Genomic DNA, 22,685 nt, shown 5'->3' on the forward strand with positions numbered 1-22,685 from the left:
TACCTAACAAAGGAAATTTAGATTTTTTCTAAAACTTTCGGATAGCTGTGATTTTTGATGAAATGAATTCTATTTTAGGAACATTAAATGTTTTATTCAAAACAAATTGTAATGAAATAGCCTTTACTATTGATAAAAAAATTCCTAAACAGTTAATTGGAGACAAAGATAAGTTATCTCAAATAATAATTAATTTATTAGGAAATTCACTCAAATTTACTAAAAAAGGAAAGGTTAATTTGACTGTTAATTTAATTGAAAAGGAAGATGATTTTAGTATAATTGAATTTGAAGTAAAAGATACTGGGATTGGAATTGCACTTGAAAATCAAACCAAAATTTTCGATAGATTTGTTCAAATAAATAACAATAAAGAAGATTATCAAGGCACTGGTTTAGGATTGTCAATAGTTAAGAAGTTGATACTATTATTTGATAGCGAAATTCATTTGAAAAGTGAAATTGATAAAGGAACGACAATCAATTTCGCAATTAAATTTCAAAATGTTACTTCCGATTCTCCTAAAACTGTAGCTACAGAATTTTTACATTCCGAACTTGTAAATCTGAAAGTTTTGACAGTTGAAGACAATAAAATAAATCAATTAGTGACTAAAATGATTTTAGAAAAATGGCATTGCAATTGCACTATGATAGAAAGTGGGATGGAGGCTTTAGAAATTTTGAAGCACGAGTCTTTTGATTTAATCTTAATGGATATTAATATGCCTGTGATGGACGGATATAAAACAGCAAAAAAAATCAGAAAATTAAACATAAAAACCCCAATAATTGCACTTACCGCTTTTTCGGCAAACGAAGTAAAAGACGCAGTTTTAACTTCTGGAATGAACGACTTTATTTCAAAACCATTCAAATCTTCAGAACTATTACAAGCAATTAGTAATCAGTTACAAAAAACAAAAAACGTTGATTAGTACCAGCGCTTTTTATTCTGTTTTGAATTTGAAGATTTTCTAGATTTGTTAGCTTCTCCGCTTCTATTAGAATTATTTTGTGCAGCCGCAGGAGCTGTTTCAGGACTTCCACTATGCCAAGGATACGGATGATCGGAAACCGTTTTTACCTCTACTTTTATCAATTTTTGAATGTCTTTCCAATACGCATGCTCGTCTTTACTACAGAATGAAATTGCAATTCCACCATTTCCAGCACGTCCTGTTCTACCAATTCGGTGCACGTAGGTTTCAGGAACATTGGGCAAATCAAAATTGATTACAAATGGCAATTGATCAATATCAATTCCTCGGGCAGCAATATCTGTGGCAACAAGAACGCCAACTTCTTTATTTTTAAATGCATCTAAAACACGTTGTCTTGCATTTTGAGATTTATCACCGTGAATGGCTTCAGCAGCAATATTTTGTTTTCTCAACGCTTTTACAACATTGTCAGCCCCATGTTTTGTTCTTGAAAACACCAAAACATCGGATAGATTTTCGTTTTTTATTAAATGGTATAATAAATTTCTTTTTTCCGTTTTATCAACAAAATAGACTCTTTGTTCTACATTTTCCGCTGTTGACGAAACGGGTGAAACTGAAACTGTTGCAGGATCTTGAAGAAACATTTCTGCCAATTCCCGAATTGCTATTGGCATTGTAGCCGAAAAGAATAAAGTTTGTCTGTTTTTTGGAGTCAATTTAACGATTTTCTTTACGTCATTTACAAATCCCATGTCCAACATTTGATCTGCTTCATCAAGAACCAAAGTATGCAAATGGTCTAAATCTATGAATCCTTGTTTGTGTAAATCTAATAATCGTCCAGGTGTTGCCACCAAAATATCGACACCATTTCTCAAAGTATCAACTTGTGGATTTTGCGAAACCCCACCAAATATAGTAAGTTGCGTTAAGTTGGTGTATTTTCCGTACGCTTCAAAACTTTGCCCAATTTGAACCGCTAATTCTCTTGTTGGTGTTACAACTAAAGCACGAATTTGTTTTGCTTTTTTTGTAGATCCTACAATTCTGTGCAATTGATGTATGATTGGTATTGCAAATGCACCCGTTTTTCCTGTTCCTGTTTGTGCACAACCTATTAAATCTTGACCCGCTAAAACGATTGGAATTGCTTGTTCTTGAATGGGAGTTGCTTCTGTATAGCCTAATTCAAATACGGCTTTTTGGATACTTTTTGAAAGTGATAAATCTTCGAATAACATATTTTTGGTATTTAGAATTTAGTATTACGTACTAAAATTCTGTGCAAATATAGGTTTTATTAATTGTAACACTATTTTTTGCGCTTAAAGCAAATGAAAATGCTTCGATTTATTGATTATTTGTAGGGTTTACATAATTGGCTTTCATAAAATCGGTAACTAAATAACCAATTAATTTACCAATTAAATGGGTGTTTTTTTCGTCGCCTAAATCAGGAGCACCTTCGCAAATATGAAGATAAGAAGCATTTTGATTGCTTCCAAAATAGTAAACAAATTGTCGTAATTTTTCAACCGAAAAACCGCTTAATGTCATAGCACTACTCGCAATATTAGGAATCGCATCAAGGTCTATTTCTATTCCAAAACAGTCGTCTTTGATAAATTCTAATGCTGCAGTCATTTCAGGTTCGAACTTTTTTTGTTTTCTAATTTGAATTTCATCGTAGGTGTTAAATTTAATGCGGTCTTCAATTTTTTTCAATGAATCTAAAACACTTTTTGAAATATAATTTTCATGCAATCCAAAGATGAAATACTTGTTTAAAAATCCTTCTTCATACGCATACGAAAAACCATTTCCACTGTGACGACCTTCCAAAATTCTAAAATCGGAATGGGCATCAAAATTAATTGCATTAATAGGTTTCCCTTTTGCCAATGCAACGCCTTTAATATTTCCATAAGAATTATTGTGACCACCGCCAATAATGATTGGGGTTTTTCCAGCTTTTATTATATTAAAAATGATATGTGAAACTTCTTTATCGATTTTATGAACTAATTGATTTAATTTTTTTCGGTCATTTACAACATTAAAATCTAATTTTTGACTTTCAGCCATCTCATCTGTTACATCTAAATGTCCTAAAACAAGTAATTGACTTCCTTTACAAAACCGATTGTGTTGAATATTTGCAATGCTTTTTATGGCACTTTCCCAAGCCGAAGCTGCTCCAGGGCGACCATAATTAGCTCTAATTCCAATATCTTCAGGGATTCCTAACAAAACATATTTAGCATCACACGTTTTTAAAAATGATATTGCATCAGAATTTTTAGGAACTGTAATCATTTTTTCGCCAAATTTCACCTCTCCACATCTGAAGTTGGTAACTTTTGCTAGGTCGTTAACCGTGAAGAGAATCAATTTTTCCATAGAAATTTTCTTTCATCAAAAATAATATAATTTAATTAGTTACGTTATTAGAATATAAATTATTATTTTCGTAAAAAATTAATCATAAAATGGAAAATCAAAAAAGTAATTCAAGTTTAAAGGCAATTATTATTGCATTATCGGTGCTTTTGGCAATTAGTTTAGTATATACCTACAAGATAACTTCAGATGCAAATGCTACTCAAACTAAATTGACCACTACAATTACAGAAAAAGAGTCTGTAATGAAAGACTTACAAGCTTTAAAATCTACTTATGACGCTGCAATTGCTGAAAACACTTCAATGTCAGATGAATTAATTGCAGAAAGAGACAAAGTTGTTGCTTTGATGACAAATTTGAAAAAATCTAAAGGAGATGTTGCTTCAATGGCAAAATACAAAAAACAATTTCTTGAATTAGAATCAAAAATGAAAGGTTTAGTTGCTGAAAACGAGGGTTTAAAGAAAGACAACACCGTTTTAACCGTTCAACGTGATAGCACAATTGTGGTATTAGGTGAATCTAAAAAATTCAATGAAGTTTTAGTTGGACAAAATGAAGATTTAGCTAAAACAGTTGAAAAAGGTTCTAAGTTAAGTGTCTTGAATTTAAAAACTACTGCTTTTAAAGTAAGAAGTTCTGGAAAAGAAATAGAAACAGATAAAGCAAGTCGTGCAGATATTTTAAAAATTAGTTTCACAATTGCCGAAAATTCTATTGCAAAATCAGGAGATAAAAAATACTATGTTCAAGTAATTGATAGTAAAAATAACGTTATTGGTGAAAAACAGACAGAAGCTTTTGGTGACAAAACGCTAACCTATAGCTTTGCTGCCAATGTTAAATATGAAAATAAAACGGTTGATGTAACTCAAAATTTACCAAGTGACAAACTTGAAAAAGGAACTTATTTTGTGAATGTTTTCGACAAAGGAGAATTGGTATCTAAAACTAGCTTTTCATTGAGATAGTCAACTTTCAGCCATAAATAAAAAGGGATTCGCTACAAACGAATCCCTTTTTTTATTTCTTATTATTAATGTTTCTAAACAATAGTTCCGCCAATAATTACAGTTTCTATAAGGTTGCTTCCGAATGCATAAGGCAACTGATAAAAAGAGCTAATTGGCTTAGTGACAATGATATTAGCTTTTTTACCTATAGTTATACTTCCATGAGTTTCAGAAATTCCCATTGCAAAAGCACCATTAATTGTAGCTGCATTAATAGCTTCTTCGGGTGTCATTTTCATTTTTATGCAAGCCGTAGCGACCACAAAATTCATATTTCCAGAAGGAGTAGAGCCAGGATTAAAATCGGAGGCTAATGCCAATGGTAATCCTGCCGAAATCATTTCTCGTGCGGGTGTGTAAGGAATATTCAAAAAATAAGAACACGAAGGCAACGCAACAGGCATAGTTTCGGTATTTTTCAGGGCTTCAATATCTTCAGAATTCATAACTTCAAGATGATCTACAGAAAGTGCGTTGTATTTTACAGCTGCTTTAATTCCACCAATAGCATTGAATTGATTGACGTGAATTTTCGGAATTAATCCAAATTGTATTCCTGCAGCCATAATTTGTTCGGTTTCTTGTACAGAAAAATAACCCATTTCACAAAAAACATCTATAAAATCAGCAAGTTGTTCTTTGGCAATTTGAGGAATCATTTCATTGATAATTAAATCAATATAACCTTTATGATTTTCTTTATATTCTAATGGAAATGAATGCGCACCAAGGAAAGTAGCTTTAATAGCTATGGGATAATTGGCTTTTAGTTTTTGAATTACCCGAAGCATTTTCAGTTCCCCTTCAACAGAAAGTCCGTAACCTGATTTAATTTCGACGGCTCCAGTTCCTAATTTTATTACTTCTTCCAACCTAACTTTCGATTGATTATAAAGCTCTTCTTCTGAAGTTTCGTTGAGCTTTTTAGCCGAATTTAGAATTCCACCACCACGATAGGCAATTTCTTCATAAGACAAACCATTAATTCTATCTACAAATTCTTGCTCTCTATTTCCTGCGTAAACGATATGTGTGTGGCTGTCGCACCAAGTAGGGAGAACCATTTTCCCAACGGCATCTATCGTAGTTTTCACATTAGTTTTCGGACAATTTTCCATTTCTCCAAAAGCAACTATTACATCATTTTCAATTAATAAAAACGCGTTTTTAATAGTTGGAAGTAACCCCATTTCTAACCCTGAAACTTTTAAAATTCCTTTTTCACGAACTTGAATTAACTCCTTTATATTGATAATTAAAATTTTCATGTAATGATTTTTAGTAAAAATAGTCTGAATTTTATAATAATTCTTAAATTTATACAAAATTAGACATTGTGAGAAAAATTAGATACAAAAAAGGCAGAAAAGTTCAACCTTCCATTTTAGAATATACGGGCATTCACAAGAAACTGCAAACCGAAATGCAATTGTTTGTCTATGATGATACCGATTTAACGGAATATCCTGATTTTAATATAGACGAATTTCCTGAAACACTGAATTTAAAAAAAATAAATTGGTTGAATATTCATGGTTTGAATGATATTGAATTGATAAAATCAATTGGGACTTTTTTAGATGTTGATAATTTTATTTTAGGAGATATTTTAAATACAACCCGAAGAACAAAATTAGATGAACTTCACGATGTTTTATTTTTCAATATAAAATCACTTTTACCAACGGAGAATTCCGATAATATTTCTGTTGAACAAATAAGTTTCCTAATAAAAGAAGGTGTTTTAGTATCCTTTCAAGAAAAAAGGAGCGATTTTTTTGCTCATATTCGGGAGCGAATTAGAACCCATTCAGGAATTGTAAGAACTAAAAAAGCAGATTATTTACTTTATTTATTGCTAGATGCGATAATGGAAAATTTTTATATCACTATAGAAGCGGAAGAAGACAAGGTAGAATTGTTAATTAGTCTTTCTAAAACTAGTGCTAATCCATCTATTTTAGTGCAAATTGAGAAACACCGGGATAATTTTAATTTTTTGAAACGTTCTATTATTCCTTTACGAGATTCCTTATATTCTATCAAAAGCATTAAAGATGATGATGTTTTCAATGCTATTGCTCCTGAAAATTTCAGCTTTTTTGCTCGATTACACCAAAAAAGTTTAGAACTTTTAGATCAAATTGACGACGATATGATAACACTCGAAAGTGCATCAAATTTCTTTTTTTCTTCTCAAAATCATAGAATGAATGAAGTTATGAAGATCTTGACGGTTATTTCAGCCATATTTATTCCTTTGACTTTTATTGTTGGGGTTTATGGAATGAATTTTGAGTACATGCCTGAATTGAAAAATCCAAATGGGTATTTTATCGTAATCGGATTTATGTTTTCTATTGTGATTGGAATGGTTTATTACTTTAAAAAACGCAATTGGTTTTGATTTTTTTAGTTAAAATAAATAACAGTATGAATTTTCATCATCTCAGAAGAGAAAAATGGGAACTAAATTGTTCGTTTTTATTTTGTTCTACATAATATACTGTAAACCAATAATCGGTTGCTGGCAAAGGATTTCCATTATAATTTCCGTCCCAACCGGGTCCTGACGGTTTAATTTGTTTTATTAACTTACCATAGCGATCAAATATATTTATATAGGAATTTAGTTGGTTTTTTAATTCATTAATATTCCATAAATCATGATAACTATCTCCATTTGGCGTAAAGTAATTCGGGTAATTTATTATTTGTACAACTATTTTTTTCAAACCACATCCAAATTTATCTCTCACAAAAACTTCATGTGTTCCCATAGAAAGATTTGTAAATTCATTATTTTCTTGAAATAAATTATTGTCCAATTTATATTCATAAATCCCTTCTGGTAAAACTGTAATTCTGATGGTTTGTATGTCTGTAAAATAACTTGTTATGGTAGCTATAACTAGTAATGGAGGAAAAAAGGAAGCTATGGTTGTTGTAGCTCTTTCGCTTTTACAACCTGTATTAATATTTGTAGTTATAACAGAATAATTTCCTGGAGAAGTTGCTGTATAATTGCTTCCGGATTGTCCTGTAATTATCCCAGAACTATCTGACCATACAAATGAGTTGGTAGCTGTACTTATATTAGTAGATAATAAAAACGTACCTGTTGGATTTCCTAAATCGTTTACACAAATGTATCCATCTTGTGGTAGCGTAACTATTGGTAAAGAATTAATAATAATAATTCCATTAAAAGATGCATCAGGGGAACATCCTCCTGTAGTTGTCAAAGTATAATTGAAGCTGCCTGATGATAAGGGAGTCCCATTTATTATAAAAACACCATTATTATATGTTCCTGTTAATCCTAAAGGTAATGAACCAGTAGTGATTGACGCTCCAGTAGCGAAACCTCCAATGTTGTATGAAATTGTATTAATTGCTGTATTAATACATAGTGATTGTTGTGTTGTATTAGGTGTTATTGATGGTAACGGATTAATAGTAATCATGAAAGTAGAACTTGCTACATTTTGACAATTAGTAGGATTTCCTATTATAGTATAAGTTACGACATAGTTTCCGGGAATACTAGAAGTTAGATCAATATTTCCGTTGGTTGGGTTTATATTTAATCCTGAAGTTGAAGAATAAATTCCCCCATTTGTAAATCCCGAAGAAGTTATGACGGTAGGATTTACATCATTAATACATACAGGAGTGGAATATGAAAATCCAGTTATAGCTGGTAAAGCAACAGATAAACTAAAGTTTGAAATCGCAAAACATCCTGTGTATATATTTAGTAATTGAATGTATATTTGTTGAGGATTTACAAGGTTTTGATAGGCATTTGGATTAAGAATTGGACTAGTGTTTGTAACGGCATCGTTATACGATGTAAAAAAAGTGGCAACAACATTAGTTTGATTTCCAATTGATAGATTTATGTTGGGTGTTAAATCAAAAATTGCTTTTCCAGGTAAATTTGGCAAACTACATAGTTGCAAATTATTTGAAGTAATTGGAATTGGCGTTTGATAAAAAGTTGCAGTTCCCGTCCAAGCTATAGAAAAAGCACTAATTCCAGTAGGACGGTCAATTGCGATATAATAGGTTTCATTATCTAGAACATCTAGCCATTTTACAAAGCTGTTTCCATTATTTCCAGGTCCTTCACTAACATCTGTTTCTGTACTATTGATTCCGGTTAAATTATCTGCTTGATTGATATCTATGGGATTAGTGGTCGAACATCGAATAGCAGTCCCTATATTAGAACAATTTACATTAGGTCCAAAAATCCAAAAATCAAGATCTTCAATTAAATCTGTACTTTGGGGAGTTAAAACAAAACCCAATGTTCCTCCAGTATTAATTTTAATTTTCAACCAAAGACTATTATTTTCCCCACTACTACAAGCATTGTCGGGCGTTATTTCCTGTATTCCAATTCCCGTAGCAGTTAATCCTGATAAATTGGCATTTCCACAAATTAATATTGCATCGATACAATCATTTTGAGACATGCCGTTAACGGAAGAGAAAATAGTGTTTAGGAACAACACTAATTTAATTATTTTAATTTTTCCTTTGGAGCAAATCATACCGTTTTATTCAATTATTCAATTGGGATTAAATCAAAAAGTTGAATGATATTTCATAACCTTTTTGGTATTAAATGTTATTATCACATAAAGTAACTTTTGTAAAAAAAGTAAATTTACGCATTTTATGAAACAAATTAAGAATTCATTTAGCATCCAAAGTAATAATTTATCAACATCTATAAAAGTTTTTTTAATTTGGGCATGCCCCTTCGTAAAAACTTCGGGTCAGGTCGTTCTCTGCAATCTCTGTTCCACTTCGTTCCACAGAGGATTTCCGCTGCCACCCTTCATGCGGGATTCTGGAAATTAGAGAGATTTTAGTTTCATAAGAATTTAACGTAGTCAAACTTCAATTAGTTTCACTTGTTTCAGCATCTCAATGAAAACAGCATCTGAAATAAATTCAGATTGACAAACGTAATTATGAAAATAAAAACATGATTTTTAGCCCCGATAGTAGCGGCATCCCACGCTTTTGGGTGTGGATATTGAGAATAGCGGGTGGAATCGTGAGGTGAAATAGGAAATTTCTGCTCCAAAAAAAAAGACAATCTCGAAATTCAAGTTTGTCTTTTTTAATTGTGGGCGATGAGGGGTTCGAACCCCCGACCCCCTCGGTGTAAACGAGGTGCTCTGAACCAGCTGAGCTAATCGCCCTAATTAGGTTTGCAAATATACATTTAGTATTTGTATTTGCAACTATGTTTCAATAAAAATTACTTTTTTATGATGTCTTTCAAAACTACTTTGTCTGCATAGTTTATAAATTCAAGAACAATAGGCTGATTCTTAATAGTTTTGCCTTCTACAATATATATTTTACCATTTTCATATTTCATATTGCTTTTGTCAAAATCAACATCGCCATATTTCAAAGTGTTCTTAATATCGTTTATATCAACCCAATTTTCTTTCAATTTTGCTGCTGCAACATCGGAAACATTAAAAGGTTTTGAACTTAAATCATTCAAAACCCTTGCATTTGGAAAATAATTACATCTGGCATCTTTTCCGCTTAAAACCATGGCTACAAAGAAGCAACCCATAATGAGTCCTACAAGATAATAAGCAAATCGTTGGTAAAATTTCATTTTAAATATTTTTGCAAAGGTAAGTCAAAGTGCTGTTAAAAAACAATTAAATTAATATCGCTGTAAAGCAAATTGAACCAATCGCCAATTGCTTTGTTTGTAAGTATTCCGTGGTATAAGTAAACGCCATTTTTCAAGCCTTTATCGCAACGAATGGCACGTTCAATGCCGCCATCATCGGCAATTTGAAGTAGGGAAGGAGTGATGATATTGCTTATTGAAAGTGATGCCGTTTTGGAATAACGCGAAGGTATATTTGGCACGCAATAGTGAATAACATCGTGATGAATAAAGGTTGGTTTTTCGTGAGTCGTAACTTCGGAAGTTTCAAAACAACCTCCAGTATCAATACTAACATCAACTATTACAGAACCCTTTTTCATTAATTCAACCATTGTTTCGGTAACTACTACGGGGCATCGTTCTTTTCCTCGCATTGCACCTATTGCTACATCACATCGGCGTAAAGCCTTTAATAACGCTTTTGGCTGAATTGTAGAAGTGAAAATTCGCTGGTTCAAATTGTTTTGCAACCGTCTTAATTTTGTAATTGAATTGTCAAAAACTTTTACATTTGCCCCAAGTCCTAGAGCACTTTTAGCGGCAAATTCACCCACGGTTCCAGCGCCAAGAATAACAACTTCAGTTGGAGGAACGCCCGTTATGTTTCCAAAAAGCAAGCCTTTTCCAAATTGATTGTTAATCATTAATTCTGAAGCAATTAATATAGAAGCTGTTCCCGCAATTTCACTAAGTGATTTTACAGCAGGGTAGGAGCCGTCTTCGTCTTTTATATATTCATATGCTAGTGCGGTAATTTTCTTCTTTGATAGTAATTCAAAATATTCCTTGCGGCGTGTTTTTAATTGAATAGCAGAAAGGACAATAGTTTCGGGATTAATAAATTCAATTTCGGCAAGAGTTAGTGGGCCTACTTTTAAAATCATCGGACAACTCAAGACTTTGTTTGTATCAGCAGTCATTTCGGCACCGGCATCACTGTATTCTTTGTCGGAATAGCTGGCACTCAATCCTGCTCCTGTCTCAATCATTACACGATGTCCGTGCGATACCAGTGAATTTACGGCATCTGGAGTTAGGCAAATTCTGCGCTCTTGATAACTGGTTTCTTTTGGGATTCCAATAAAAAGCTCACTCCGATGTTTTGTAATTTCAAGTTTTTCTTCTTGAGGAATTAATTGTATTTTGGAAAAAGGGGTTATAGCCATTGGGTTTTGAAATTAATCTATAAATTTATGAAAAATAAACTAATAAAGGAAAATCGACAGTTTATTTTTTCGATTTGGATAGTTTACATCACTATAAATTTCTGAAAATATATTCAAAATTAAGGTTTTTTATTTTAATTCTAATATTCGTTTTCCGTCAGATTGTAATTTGATATTTACAACCGAATGCACTTCGGGAATTAAATTTTTGATTTTTTCGGACCATTCAATAAAGCACCAATTTCCGGAATATAAATACTCGTCAATTCCCATATCCAAAGCTTCGGTTTCGTTTTTAAGACGATAACAATCAAAATGGTAAACTATTTGATTGTTATAAGTTTGATATTCATTAACTAATGAAAAAGTTGGACTGCTTGTTGCGCCTTCAACTCCAAGAATCGAACATATTTTTTTGATTAAAGTGGTTTTGCCAACGCCCATTTCCCCATTAAATAATAGTACTTTATTGGGATTTCTTGCGATAATTTTCTGGGCAACACGTTCTAATTCGTCTATTGAAAAAACAACTTCCATTTATGTTATTTTGTGTAAAACTATTTCTATTTACTTTTTTAATCTAAATTCTAAAATCTAAAATCTTAATCCCTACTTCGGATTCATTACTAAAAACGGAATAATCATTTCTTCCAATGAAATTCCACCGTGCTGATACGTATTGCGATAATAACTCACATAATGATTGTAATTATTGACATACGCCAAGAAAAAATCATTCTTTGCAAAAATATAAGAACTACTCATATTTATAGTCGGCAATCCAATATTTTTTGGGTCTTTCACCGCATAAACATCTTTATCTTCATACGTCAAACTTCTTCCTGTTTTGTATCTCAGGTTCAAACTCGTGTTTTTATCCCCAATAACTTTCGATGGATTTTTCACATTTATTGTTCCGTGATCGGTAGTCAAAATCAACTTAAATCCTAATTTTTGTGCCTGTTGAATGATTTCTAAAAGCGGCGAATTTTTAAACCAACTCAATGTCAGTGAGCGATACGCCTTGTCATCAGAAGCCAATTCTTTCACAACATCCATTTCTGTTTTAGCGTGCGAAAGCATGTCCACAAAATTATAAACCACCGTCACCAAATCATTATTTTTCAATGTTTTGAAATTGTCAACGAGTTTTTTCCCCGCTGCCAAATTCGTAATTTTAAAATAATCTTGTTTTATATTTATGCCCAAACGTTTTAAATGTGCCGTTAAAAATTCCGCTTCATACAAGTTTTTTCCACCTTCGTCAGGATCATTTTTCCAATATTGAGGAAACTGTTTTTCCATTTCTAATGGCGTCAATCCTGAGAAAATGGCATTCCTAGCATACTGTGTAGCCGTTGGGAGTAACGCATAATACGGAACTTCCTTTTCTAATTTATAATGATTTTTCACCACACTTTCAAAAACTTTCCATTGGTCGTAACGTAAATTATCAATCACCACAAATAATATTGGCTTGTCTTTTTTGGTGATTTCAGGAACTACTAATTCGCGAAAAAGCGTGTGCGATTGAATCGGTTTATCCGCTTTCGGTGCGAACCAATCTTCGTAATTTCGCTCTATAAATTTTCCAAATTGTGAATTTGCCTCCGCTTTTTGAGATTCCAAAATCTGAATCATTCCATGGTCGTTGATATTCTCCAATTCCAATTCCCAAAAAATCAGTTTTTTATACAATTCCACCCAATCTTCATAGGAATTCACCATCGCCATTTCCATCGAAATCTTGCGAAATTCCTTCTGATAATCCAATGTTGTTTTTTGTGAAATCAATCTCGAATGATCCAAATTCTTCTTCAAACTCAATAAAATCTGATTTGGATTCACTGGTTTTATCAAATAATCCGCAATTTTCGACCCAATTGCCTCCTCCATAATATATTCCTCCTCGCTCTTGGTAATCATAATCATGGGCGTCGAAGATTTCTTTTCCTTCATTTCTGCCAAGGTTTCCAAGCCACTCATTCCAGGCATATTTTCATCTAAAAAAACAATATCAAAATTCCCTTCTTCAAAAATATCAATAGCATCACGCCCGTTATTACAGGTCGTAACATGATAATTCTTCATCTCCAAAAATAAAATATGCGGTTTTAAATGCTCAATTTCATCATCAACCCAAAGTATTTTTATGTTGTCCATATCCCAATTTTTAGTTCTAAAATCCTGTTATTATTTTGAAGCAATTTAACACTATTTCAACGCCAACTTCTTAATTTTATTGTAATTTTTTTCATTTGAAGCTATTTCCTGCTTTCCGTTACAAGTCCTCATTCAAAAAGTTGTTTTTCTAAGCCAAAAAAGGAGCTTCCTTCGGTCGCTCTTTTTCGCCAAGAAAAACTACCTTTTTTCATTCCGGGCTTTCCGCTGCAATCAGGGCTAAAAACGTTACGATTTCAACGGTACTAAATCTAAAATACCAAATTATTTCAAATTAAATACCTATAAATTATTTTAGCGTAAACCAATAATATTATTTAAATTTGAAACTTTCCGATTGGAACCCAATAAAACTAATAAAACTACTATGACAAATTCTAAAAAACTGTTTATTCTTGCCATTGCAAGTTTACAATTAATGAGTTGCAACAAAAAAGAAGCTGAGTTCAACGACCCATTAGTATCCAACAGAGATACATTGGTAAATCCAGCGGAAAACTTTTTTCTATATGCAAATGGAGGTTGGTTCAAAAACCACCCAATTCCATCAACAGAGAAAAGCAACGGTATTTTCAGAACCATTGGCGACACTATCAACAACCAAATCAAGCAAATTTGCGAAAAATCGGCTAAAGACGAAAGCGTAGAAAAAGGAAGCAACAAACAAAAAATCGGTGATTTCTATGCATCTGGAATGGATTCTCTTGCTATTGAAAAAACAGGAATCGCACCTTTAAAATCGGAATTTACAAACATCGAAAATATAAAAGATGTTCCGTCGTTAATGGCTGCAATTGCCCATTTACACACTATTGGCGCAAGCCCAGCATTTTCATTTTATATAGGACAAGATGATAAAATCAGTACCAAATATGCTTTGTTTTTAGGACAAGGTGGTTTGGGATTGGGCAACAGAGATTACTATTTCAATACCGACGAACATACCGTTTCTATTAGAAATGAATATGTAAAGCATCTGCAAGCAATGATGAAATTAATTGGTCAAGACGAAGTTGCAGCGACAAAAAATGCAGGAACAATTATGAAATTGGAAACCGATTTGGCGAAAGCCTCCCGCAAATTGGAAGCGCTTCGTGATCCAATTAAAAATTACAACAAAATGACCGTTGCCGATTTAAGCAAGTCAACACCAAATATCGCTTGGAAAGCTATTTTACCCATTTTTGGTGTCGCAAAAGCAGATACAATAATTGTTGGCCAACCAGAATTCTACAAAGCCTTAAATTCATTGGTGAAAACCTATTCTATCGAAGATTGGAAAACCTATTTGAAATGGGATTTGGTCAATTCTTATGCCTCTTATTTAGATAGTGCTATCGAAAATCAAAACTTCAAATTTTATTCAACCGTTTTAAATGGTGTTTCAAAACAAAAACCACGTTGGAAACGAGTGGTAGGACAAACGGACGAATCATTGGGAGAATTAATCGGTCAAGTTTACGTTGCTGAATATTTGCCGAAAGGCTCGAAAGAAAAGTTATTGGAAATTGGAAACAACATCCGAGAAGTCTATGCCGATCATATCAAAAAATTAGATTGGATGAGTGAAGCTACTAAAGTAAAAGCATTGCATAAATTAAGTAAAATTGTAATGAAAGTGGGATACCCCGACAAATGGAAAGATATGAGCACGATGAATATCGATAGAAAATCGTATTGTGCCAATGTGATGCAAGCCAATATTTGGGGCTATAATTTTATGATAAATAAATTCGGAAAACCAGTTGACAGAACCGAATGGAATATGCAACCGCAAACGTATAACGCCTATTACAACCCAAGTAATAACGAAATTGTAGTTCCAGCGTGTAACATTATGGTGCCTGGATATGAAGGAAGAATGCCTGACGACGCTATTTTATATGGAATTATTGGCGGTTCTACTTTTGGTCACGAAATTACCCATGGATTTGACGATCAAGGTAGTCAATATGATGAAAATGGGAATTTGAACAATTGGTGGACAGCTGAAGATTTGAAAAAATTCCAAGCTAAAACAAAATTGATAGTTTCTCAATTCAATAAGTTCACCATTTTGGGCGACAAACATATCAATGGCGATGCAACTCAAGGAGAAAACATTGCCGATTTAGGTGGCGTTGTTATGGGTTACGAAGCGTTTAAGAAAACTTCTCAATATAAAAACAACGAGAAAATTAGCAATTTGACACCCGACCAAAGGTATTTCCTTGCTTATGGATATGCTTGGATGGTAAATATTAAAGATGAGGCATTGGCAACACAAATTATGACGGATGTTCACGCACCAGCGCAATTCAGAATTAATGGACCTTTGAGTAATATGCCAGAATTTTACAAAGGGTTTAATGTAAAAGCAGGAAATAAAATGTTTCAACCTGACTTGCTTCGGGTAGTTATTTGGTAGATTTTATACCGAATTATAGTAAAGACCGTTCCTTATGAGCGGTCTTTTTTTGTTTGTATTTTCCGTTTTCGTAAAACGAATATTGTGTATATTTGCAACACAAAATTCAATTAGAACGTGAGCCAAATCAACAAATTAAAAATTCTGAATGATCCTATTTATGGATTTATAACGATTCCAAATCCTTTTATTTATGATTTAGTGCAGCATCCGTATTTTCAACGGTTGCGAAGAATTTCTCAAATGGGATTGTCTTATTTGGTTTATCCAGGTGCGCATCACACCCGATTTCATCACGCTTTGGGCTGTATGCACATTATGCAAAAAGCCATTGAAGTATTGCGATTTAAAGGGGTTTTGATTTCTGATGAAGAAGAAAATGCGTTATTAATTGCGATATTATTACACGATATTGGTCACGGGCCTTTTTCTCACGCAATGGAACACAGCATTGTTGAAGACGTGAATCACGAAGCCATTTCGTTGTTGTTTATGAATAAATTAAATGAAGAATTTGATGGTAAATTAAGTTTAGCGATTCAAGTATTTAAAGGGGATTACCACCGAAAATTTATGTTGCAATTAATTTCAAGTCAATTGGATATGGACAGAATGGATTATCTGAAACGAGATAGTTTTTATTCAGGTGTGGCAGAAGGAAATATCAGTTCTGATAGATTAATCCAAATGATGACGGTTGTTGACGACCGATTGGTAATTGAAGAAAAAGGAATTTATTCGGTAGAAAAGTTTCTAATGGCGCGCCGATTAATGTATTGGCAAGTCTATTTTCATAAAACGAGTTTAGCAGCAGAATTAATTTTGACGAAAGTGCTAAAAAGAGCCAAAGAATTAACACAAAAAGGAATTATTTTACCTTGCAGTGAGCCGTTGTTGTTTTTTATGCAAAATAAGGTTGAACTCGCAACATTTGATAATGAAACCTTAGATAAATTTGCACAATTAGATGATTTTGATATTATTAGCGCTTTGAAATCGTGGTTGAAAAATGACGATTTTATCTTAAGTTCTTTAAGTAAAATGATTATTAACAGGGATTTATTAAAAATAAAACTCAATAATGAGAAATTTTCAAAAGAAGTTTTGGAAGTAACAACTGCAGCTTTTTCAAAAGAAAATAATATTTCAATTCAAGAGGCAAATTACTTTGTATTTAAAGGGAAAATTAAAAATCAAGCGTACAGTATTGAAGCGGAACCTATTCGGATTTTGAAGAAAGACATGACCGTTGAAGATGTTGTTGAAGTGTCTGACCAATTGAATTTGAAGTCATTATCTAAACAAGTGACAAAATATTATATCTGTTTTCCAAAACAACTCGTTGAAAATTAACATTTAAAATCTATTTTTTATATTTTTGTCAAGATGAAATTTACAGCAGAACAAATAGCGGGGATATTAGAAGGTGAAGTAGTGGGGAATCCAAACGCTGAAGTTTCCAAGTTGACCAAGATTGAAGAAGGTGTTGAAGGCGCGTTGACATTTTTATCAAATCCTAAATACAATAATAATATTTACACTACAAAAGCCACAATAACTATTGTAAACGCTACTTTTTTTCCTGAAGGGGAGATAGCTACAACTCTTATAAAAGTGGCGGATGCCTATCTTGCTTTTTCTAAATTACTAGAATTTTACGCTCAAGAAAAAGGAAATAAAGTTGGAATTGAACAACCTTCGGTACTATCAGAAAACGTGAAATATGGGGATAATTTCTATTTGGGAAGCTTTGCATATATAGGTACAAATGTAACGATTGGAAATGATGTAAAAATTCATCCGAATTGTTTTATTGGAGATAATGTTGTCATTGGCAATAATGTTACTATTTTTGCGGGTGCAAAAGTTTTTTCGGAAACAGAAATCGGAAACAATTGTGCGATTCATTCTGGGGCAGTTTTAGGTGCTGATGGTTTTGGTTTTGCACCGAATCTTGACGGAACATATAGTAAAATTCCTCAAATTGGAAATTTAATCATTGAAGATAATGTGAATATTGGGGCTTGTACCACAATTGATCGAGCCACAATGGGTTCAACAATAATTAGAAAAGGAGTTAAATTAGACAACCAAATTCAAATTGGTCACAATGTTGAAATTGGAGAAAATACTGTTATAGCTGCATTAACGGGAATTGCAGGTTCAACAAAAATTGGACACAATTGTATGATTGGCGGCCAAGTTGGAATTGCAGGACACATTACAATTGGTAATAATGTTCGTATTCAAGGACAATCGGGTGTCAGTAGAAATACAAAAGATGGAGAATTTTTGCAAGGAACGCCTTCGTTAAATTCTAAAGATTATTACAAATCGTATGTGCATTTCAAAAATCTGCCAACAATTGTAAATGAAATTGAAAAATTAAAAAAGAACAGTAAATAAGCTATAAAAATGATGGTTAAACAAAATACCATAAATAACGAAGTTTCACTTACAGGAGTTGGATTGCACACTGGAAAAGATGTGAAAATGACTTTTAAACCTGCACCAATTAACAGTGGGTTTTCATTCGTTAGAATTGATTTAGAAGGAGAACCAATTATTGAAGCTGATGCAAATTATGTTGTAAATACACAACGTGGAACTAATTTAGAAAAATTAGGAGTGAAAATTCAAACTCCAGAACACGTTTTGGCTGCATTGATTGGTTGTGATTTGGACAATGTTATTATAGAATTAGATTCTTCGGAACTGCCAATTATGGACGGTTCTTCAAAATATTTTGTAGAAGCTTTAGAAAAAGCGGGAGTTGTTGAACAAGAAGCAATCCGAAAATATTATGTTGTAAAAGAAGTAATCTCCTTTGCAGATGAAACTACAGGAAGTGAAATTATTGTGATGCCTTGCGATGACTATCAAGTGACTGCAATGGTTGACTTTGGAACGAAAGTTTTAGGTACTCAAAATGCTACAATGAAGTGTATTTCTGATTTCAAAAAAGAAATTGCAGACTCAAGAACGTTCAGTTTTCTTCATGAATTAGAATCGCTTTTGGACAACGGATTGATAAAAGGTGGCGATTTAAATAATGCAATTGTATATGTAGACAAAGAAATTTCTGAATCCACAATGGAAAATTTAAAACGTGCTTTTGGAAAAGATCAAATTACGGTTAAACCAAATGGAATTTTAGATAATCTTACTTTGCATTACCCAAATGAAGCAGCTCGTCATAAATTATTAGATGTAATTGGTGATTTGGCTTTAATTGGAACAAGAATTAAAGGGAAGGTAATAGCAAATAAACCAGGACATTTTGTAAATACACAATTTGCAAAAAAGATGGCTAAAATTATAAAAATCGAACAAAGAAATCACGTTCCAGTTTATGATTTGAACTTAGAACCCTTGATGGATATTCATAAAATTATGAGTATTTTACCTCACAGACCGCCATTTTTATTTATAGACAGAATTTTAGAAATGTCGGAAAGTCATATTGTGGGAATGAAAAATGTGACAATGAACGAAAGTTTTTTTGTAGGTCATTTTCCAGGAGCGCCAGTAATGCCGGGAGTTATCATTGTTGAAGCGATGGCGCAAACAGGAGGGATATTAGTTTTGAGTACGGTGCCAGACCCTGAAAATTACTTGACTTATTTTATGAAAATAGACAATGTAAAATTCAAAAATAAGGTTTTACCTGGAGATACATTGACATTTAAATGTGAATTAATAACGCCTATTAGAAGAGGAATTTGCCACATGCAAGCACACGCTTACGCCAATGGAAAATTGGTTGCTGAAGCAGAATTGATGGCTCAAATTGCAAAAAAACAATAATATTGTTGGTAATTTGATTAATCGTTACTTCGATTAATCGATTTTAGCAGTAAATAGATTAAATAAAAAATATGAATCAACCATTAGCATACGTTCATCCGGGAGCAAAAATTGCCAAAAATGTAGTAATTGAACCTTTTACGACCATTCATAATAATGTAGTAATTGGTGATGGGACTTGGATAGGATCCAATGTTACTATTATGGAAGGCGCAAGAATTGGGAAAAATTGCAATATATTTCCTGGTGCAGTAATTTCGGCAGTTCCCCAAGATTTAAAATTTGGTGGAGAAGATTCTTTAGCAATTATTGGAGATAATTGTACTATTCGAGAATGTGTAACTATTAATAGGGGGACAATAGCTTCGGGGCAAACGACACTTGGAAACAACTGTTTGGTGATGGCAACGGCACACATTGCACACGATTGTCATATTGGCGACAATGCAATAATCGTAAACGGAGTAGCACTTGCGGGACACGTAACTGTTGGAAAATACGCAATTATTGGAGGTTTGGCAGCAATTCACCAATTCATTCACATTGGAGATCACGCAATGATTTCTGGAGGTTCTTTGGTTAGAAAGGATGTTCCACCATTCACAAAAGCCGCAAAAGAACCGTTATCGTATGTCGGAATTAATTCTGTTGGATTAAGACGTAGAGGCTTTACCACTGAAAAAATCAGAGAAATTCAAGAAATATATAGAATTTTATATCAAAAAAATTACAATACAACCCAAGCAATTGGAATCATAGAAGCGGAAATGGAAGCAACGCCAGAACGCGATGAAATTTTAGATTTCATTAGAAATTCATCAAGAGGAGTAATGAAAGGATATTCTGGAAATTATTAATCCCCACCCCAGCCCTCCCCAAAGGGAAGGGAGTGCGATTATAAATATTAAAAGTAAAAAACAAATAATTAAATAAAATTCAACTATTAACAACTTCACTTTTCGTCTCCCTCTCCTTTGGAGAGGGTCGGGGAGAGGAATAAAAAAACAAATAATATGGCATCTACATCAGACATAAAAAACGGATTGTGTATCAAATACAATAACGATATATACAAAATCATTGAGTTTTTACACGTTAAACCAGGAAAAGGTCCCGCTTTTGTTAGAACGAAATTAAGAAGTTTATCTAACGGAAAAGTGTTGGACAATACTTTTTCTGCAGGACACAAAATCGAAGAAGTGCGAGTTGAAAATCACAAATTTCAATTTTTATATCCAGAAGGTGATTTATTTCATTTTATGAATGTAGAATCATTTGAGCAAATTTCATTGAATAAAAGTATTCTTGATTCACCAGATTTATTAAAAGAAGGTGAAAATGTGATGGTGAGTATTAATACTGAAACTGATTTGCCACTTTCTGTTGATATGCCAGCTTCTGTGGTACTTGAAGTGACGTATGCAGAACCAGGAATTAAAGGAAATACGGCTACAAATGCTACAAAATCGGCAACGGTTGAAACGGGTGCAACTGTAAATGTTCCTTTGTTTATTAATGAAGGTGATAAAATAAAAATCGATACAGCTTCGGGATCTTACATGGAACGCGTAAAGGAATAATAAATTAGTCGAATGTCAAATGTCTTAAAGTCTAAAGTCTTTGAAAAAGAATAAAAAGCAATAAATTTAATATAGCATTCATAATAAGATTAAGTAAAAATGAAATTCCCAAAAACCTACTTATTGCAAGAAATTGCCGCAATTATTGATTGTGAGTTTGTTGGCGAAGCAACTTTTCCAGTTTATGGAATGAATGAAATTCACGTTGTTGAGCAAGGAGATATTGTTTTTGTGGATCATCCAAAATATTATGACAAAGCATTACAATCAGCTGCGACTATAGTTTTAATTAATAAAAATGTAGCTTGTCCTGAAGGAAAGGCACTTTTAATTTCTGATGATCCGTTTCGTGATTTTAATAAATTGACGAATCATTTCAAGCCATTTCAGTTTTCTAATGTTTCCATTGCTACTTCTGCTAAAATTGGAGAAGGCACCATAATTCAGCCAAATACATTTGTGGGAAATCAGGTTGTAATTGGAAAAAACTGCTTAATTCATTCTAATGTTTCAATTTATGATCATACAATAATTGGTGATAATGTAATCATTCATGCAGGTACAATTCTTGGTGCAGATGCATTTTATTATAAAAAACGTGAAGCTGGTTTCGATCAATTAATTTCTGGCGGTCGAGTAATTATCGAAAATAATGTTGGAATTGGTGCTTTGTGTACCATTGACAAAGGCGTTACAGGCGATACAACTATTGGTGAAGGAACCAAAATTGACAATCAAGTTCACATTGGACATGATACTGTTATAGGAAAAAAATGTTTAATAGCTTCACAAACCGGAATTGCAGGTTGTGTAATAATTGAAGATGAGGTTACGCTTTGGGGACAAGTTGGAACCACGAGCGGTATTACAATTGGAACAAAAGCAGTAGTTTTAGGTCAAACAGGTGTAACAAAATCAATTGAAGGAGGAAAAAGTTATTTTGGAACTCCAGTAGAAGAATCTCGTGAAAAATTAAAGCAGCTTGCTAACATAAAGAAAATTCCCGAAATGCTACTTAAACTGAAATAACTATGAGCTCAAAAAAGAGTATACTTAATTTTTATAAATCAGATGCTTTGATAAATCCAAAAGTATTAGATACTTTTTTGCATCCCGATGTTATTTTAGATTGGAATAGTAGCACTGGTTTTATCCAAATGAAACGAGAAGATTTACTTGAATTTGCATCTGAATTGAGTAGGTCTTATATTCGTTCAAAAGTCACAATATCTCACATTGTTAAAGAAGGAAATCTAATTTCTGTTCGCTATTCCCACACTGTAAAGACAGTTGAAAATCCAAGAGAAGACATTTTATTGGCAAATTTCATGGTTATTTGGGAGTTAAAAGACGATAAATTGTTCCGTGGTTTTCAGATGAGTCAATTAATATAGAATTTTATAAAATTTAAGTTTAAAATACTTTTCTTTAAAGTATCAATACGTTACTTTTGCATCTCAAT

At 32.8% G+C, this 22,685-nt stretch carries 19 protein-coding genes and 1 tRNA gene; 11 read left to right on the forward strand and 9 right to left on the reverse strand.

What is annotated here, in order from left to right; translation table 11 throughout:
* The first annotated feature begins 47 nt into the window (after nucleotides 1–47).
* Nucleotides 48–938 (forward strand): response regulator, encoded by an 891-nt coding sequence (locus AC9UEH_RS09690; RefSeq protein ID WP_509531204.1) that lies wholly within the window; start codon nucleotides 48–50, stop codon nucleotides 936–938.
* Here AC9UEH_RS09690 and AC9UEH_RS09695 read toward each other — a convergent pair.
* Together AC9UEH_RS09695 and AC9UEH_RS09700 are read right to left on the reverse strand one after the other, a co-directional pair.
* The gene (locus tag AC9UEH_RS09695; RefSeq protein WP_509531206.1) at nucleotides 935–2,188 is read right to left on the reverse strand and encodes a DEAD/DEAH box helicase; all 1,254 of its coding nucleotides are present in this window, start codon (nucleotides 2,186–2,188) and stop codon (nucleotides 935–937) included. The two genes, AC9UEH_RS09690 and AC9UEH_RS09695, sit on opposite strands and share 4 nt — an antisense overlap.
* A gap of 109 nt (nucleotides 2,189–2,297) precedes the next feature.
* A complete protein-coding gene (locus AC9UEH_RS09700; protein WP_509531208.1) occupies nucleotides 2,298–3,347 on the reverse strand; it encodes a formimidoylglutamase in 1,050 nt (349 codons plus the stop codon).
* A gap of 89 nt (nucleotides 3,348–3,436) precedes the next feature.
* On the opposite strand from AC9UEH_RS09700, the gene AC9UEH_RS09705 reads away from it, so the two are divergent.
* Entirely contained in the window at nucleotides 3,437–4,321 is an 885-nt protein-coding gene (locus tag AC9UEH_RS09705; RefSeq protein WP_509531210.1) for a DUF8428 domain-containing protein, read from the forward strand.
* A gap of 74 nt (nucleotides 4,322–4,395) precedes the next feature.
* On the opposite strand, the gene hutI is transcribed toward AC9UEH_RS09705, so the two are convergent.
* The gene (gene hutI / locus AC9UEH_RS09710) at nucleotides 4,396–5,631 is read right to left on the reverse strand and encodes an imidazolonepropionase (RefSeq protein ID WP_509531212.1); all 1,236 of its coding nucleotides are present in this window, start codon (nucleotides 5,629–5,631) and stop codon (nucleotides 4,396–4,398) included.
* A gap of 68 nt (nucleotides 5,632–5,699) precedes the next feature.
* Here hutI and corA point away from each other — a divergent pair, with 68 nt between their 5' ends.
* The gene (gene corA, locus AC9UEH_RS09715; RefSeq protein ID WP_509531214.1) at nucleotides 5,700–6,770 is read left to right on the forward strand and encodes a magnesium/cobalt transporter CorA; all 1,071 of its coding nucleotides are present in this window, start codon (nucleotides 5,700–5,702) and stop codon (nucleotides 6,768–6,770) included.
* A gap of 37 nt (nucleotides 6,771–6,807) precedes the next feature.
* Here the strand turns inward: corA and AC9UEH_RS09720 are convergent, their stop codons facing one another.
* The 6 genes from AC9UEH_RS09720 to porX all read right to left on the reverse strand — a co-directional run bounded on the left by AC9UEH_RS09720 (nucleotide 6,808) and on the right by porX (nucleotide 13,411).
* Complete coding sequence (locus tag AC9UEH_RS09720; protein WP_509531216.1) at nucleotides 6,808–8,925, reverse strand: T9SS type B sorting domain-containing protein; 2,118 nt, start codon at nucleotides 8,923–8,925, stop codon at nucleotides 6,808–6,810.
* A 585-nt stretch (nucleotides 8,926–9,510) separates the two neighbouring features.
* A tRNA-Val gene (locus AC9UEH_RS09725) sits at nucleotides 9,511–9,585 on the reverse strand.
* Between the two features lie 59 nt (nucleotides 9,586–9,644).
* The gene (locus tag AC9UEH_RS09730) at nucleotides 9,645–10,019 is read right to left on the reverse strand and encodes a DUF4258 domain-containing protein (RefSeq protein ID WP_509531218.1); all 375 of its coding nucleotides are present in this window, start codon (nucleotides 10,017–10,019) and stop codon (nucleotides 9,645–9,647) included.
* 35 nt (nucleotides 10,020–10,054) lie between these two features.
* Entirely contained in the window at nucleotides 10,055–11,248 is a 1,194-nt protein-coding gene (locus AC9UEH_RS09735; RefSeq protein ID WP_509531220.1) for an alanine dehydrogenase, read from the reverse strand.
* Between the two features lie 129 nt (nucleotides 11,249–11,377).
* A complete protein-coding gene (gene tsaE / locus AC9UEH_RS09740; RefSeq protein WP_509531222.1) occupies nucleotides 11,378–11,785 on the reverse strand; it encodes a tRNA (adenosine(37)-N6)-threonylcarbamoyltransferase complex ATPase subunit type 1 TsaE in 408 nt (135 codons plus the stop codon).
* A gap of 72 nt (nucleotides 11,786–11,857) precedes the next feature.
* Entirely contained in the window at nucleotides 11,858–13,411 is a 1,554-nt protein-coding gene (gene porX, locus AC9UEH_RS09745; RefSeq protein ID WP_509531224.1) for a T9SS response regulator signal transducer PorX, read from the reverse strand.
* 385 nt (nucleotides 13,412–13,796) lie between these two features.
* Here porX and AC9UEH_RS09750 point away from each other — a divergent pair, with 385 nt between their 5' ends.
* From AC9UEH_RS09750 to AC9UEH_RS09785, 8 genes are all read left to right on the forward strand, one after another.
* Nucleotides 13,797–15,836, forward strand: coding sequence for a M13 family metallopeptidase (locus tag AC9UEH_RS09750; RefSeq protein WP_509531226.1), 2,040 nt, complete (start codon nucleotides 13,797–13,799; stop codon nucleotides 15,834–15,836).
* Between the two features lie 117 nt (nucleotides 15,837–15,953).
* A complete protein-coding gene (locus tag AC9UEH_RS09755) occupies nucleotides 15,954–17,189 on the forward strand; it encodes an HD domain-containing protein (RefSeq protein ID WP_509531228.1) in 1,236 nt (411 codons plus the stop codon).
* Between the two features lie 33 nt (nucleotides 17,190–17,222).
* The gene (lpxD, locus tag AC9UEH_RS09760; RefSeq protein ID WP_509531230.1) at nucleotides 17,223–18,242 is read left to right on the forward strand and encodes a UDP-3-O-(3-hydroxymyristoyl)glucosamine N-acyltransferase; all 1,020 of its coding nucleotides are present in this window, start codon (nucleotides 17,223–17,225) and stop codon (nucleotides 18,240–18,242) included.
* A gap of 12 nt (nucleotides 18,243–18,254) precedes the next feature.
* The gene (locus tag AC9UEH_RS09765; RefSeq protein WP_509531252.1) at nucleotides 18,255–19,643 is read left to right on the forward strand and encodes a bifunctional UDP-3-O-[3-hydroxymyristoyl] N-acetylglucosamine deacetylase/3-hydroxyacyl-ACP dehydratase; all 1,389 of its coding nucleotides are present in this window, start codon (nucleotides 18,255–18,257) and stop codon (nucleotides 19,641–19,643) included.
* A gap of 71 nt (nucleotides 19,644–19,714) precedes the next feature.
* Complete coding sequence (gene lpxA / locus AC9UEH_RS09770; RefSeq protein ID WP_509531232.1) at nucleotides 19,715–20,500, forward strand: acyl-ACP--UDP-N-acetylglucosamine O-acyltransferase; 786 nt, start codon at nucleotides 19,715–19,717, stop codon at nucleotides 20,498–20,500.
* Nucleotides 20,501–20,656: 156 nt separating this feature from the next.
* Nucleotides 20,657–21,223 carry an elongation factor P gene (efp, locus tag AC9UEH_RS09775; RefSeq protein ID WP_509531234.1) on the forward strand — a complete coding sequence of 189 codons (567 nt, stop codon included), beginning with the start codon at nucleotides 20,657–20,659 and terminating at the stop codon, nucleotides 21,221–21,223.
* Between the two features lie 99 nt (nucleotides 21,224–21,322).
* Nucleotides 21,323–22,252, forward strand: coding sequence for a UDP-3-O-(3-hydroxymyristoyl)glucosamine N-acyltransferase (locus tag AC9UEH_RS09780; RefSeq protein ID WP_509531236.1), 930 nt, complete (start codon nucleotides 21,323–21,325; stop codon nucleotides 22,250–22,252).
* A gap of 2 nt (nucleotides 22,253–22,254) precedes the next feature.
* Nucleotides 22,255–22,617 (forward strand): nuclear transport factor 2 family protein, encoded by a 363-nt coding sequence (locus AC9UEH_RS09785; protein ID WP_509531238.1) that lies wholly within the window; start codon nucleotides 22,255–22,257, stop codon nucleotides 22,615–22,617.
* Nucleotides 22,618–22,685 lie beyond the last annotated feature (68 nt).

This window comes from Flavobacterium sp. (assembly GCF_040402835.1).
Taxonomy (GTDB): Bacteria; Bacteroidota; Bacteroidia; order Flavobacteriales; family Flavobacteriaceae; genus Flavobacterium.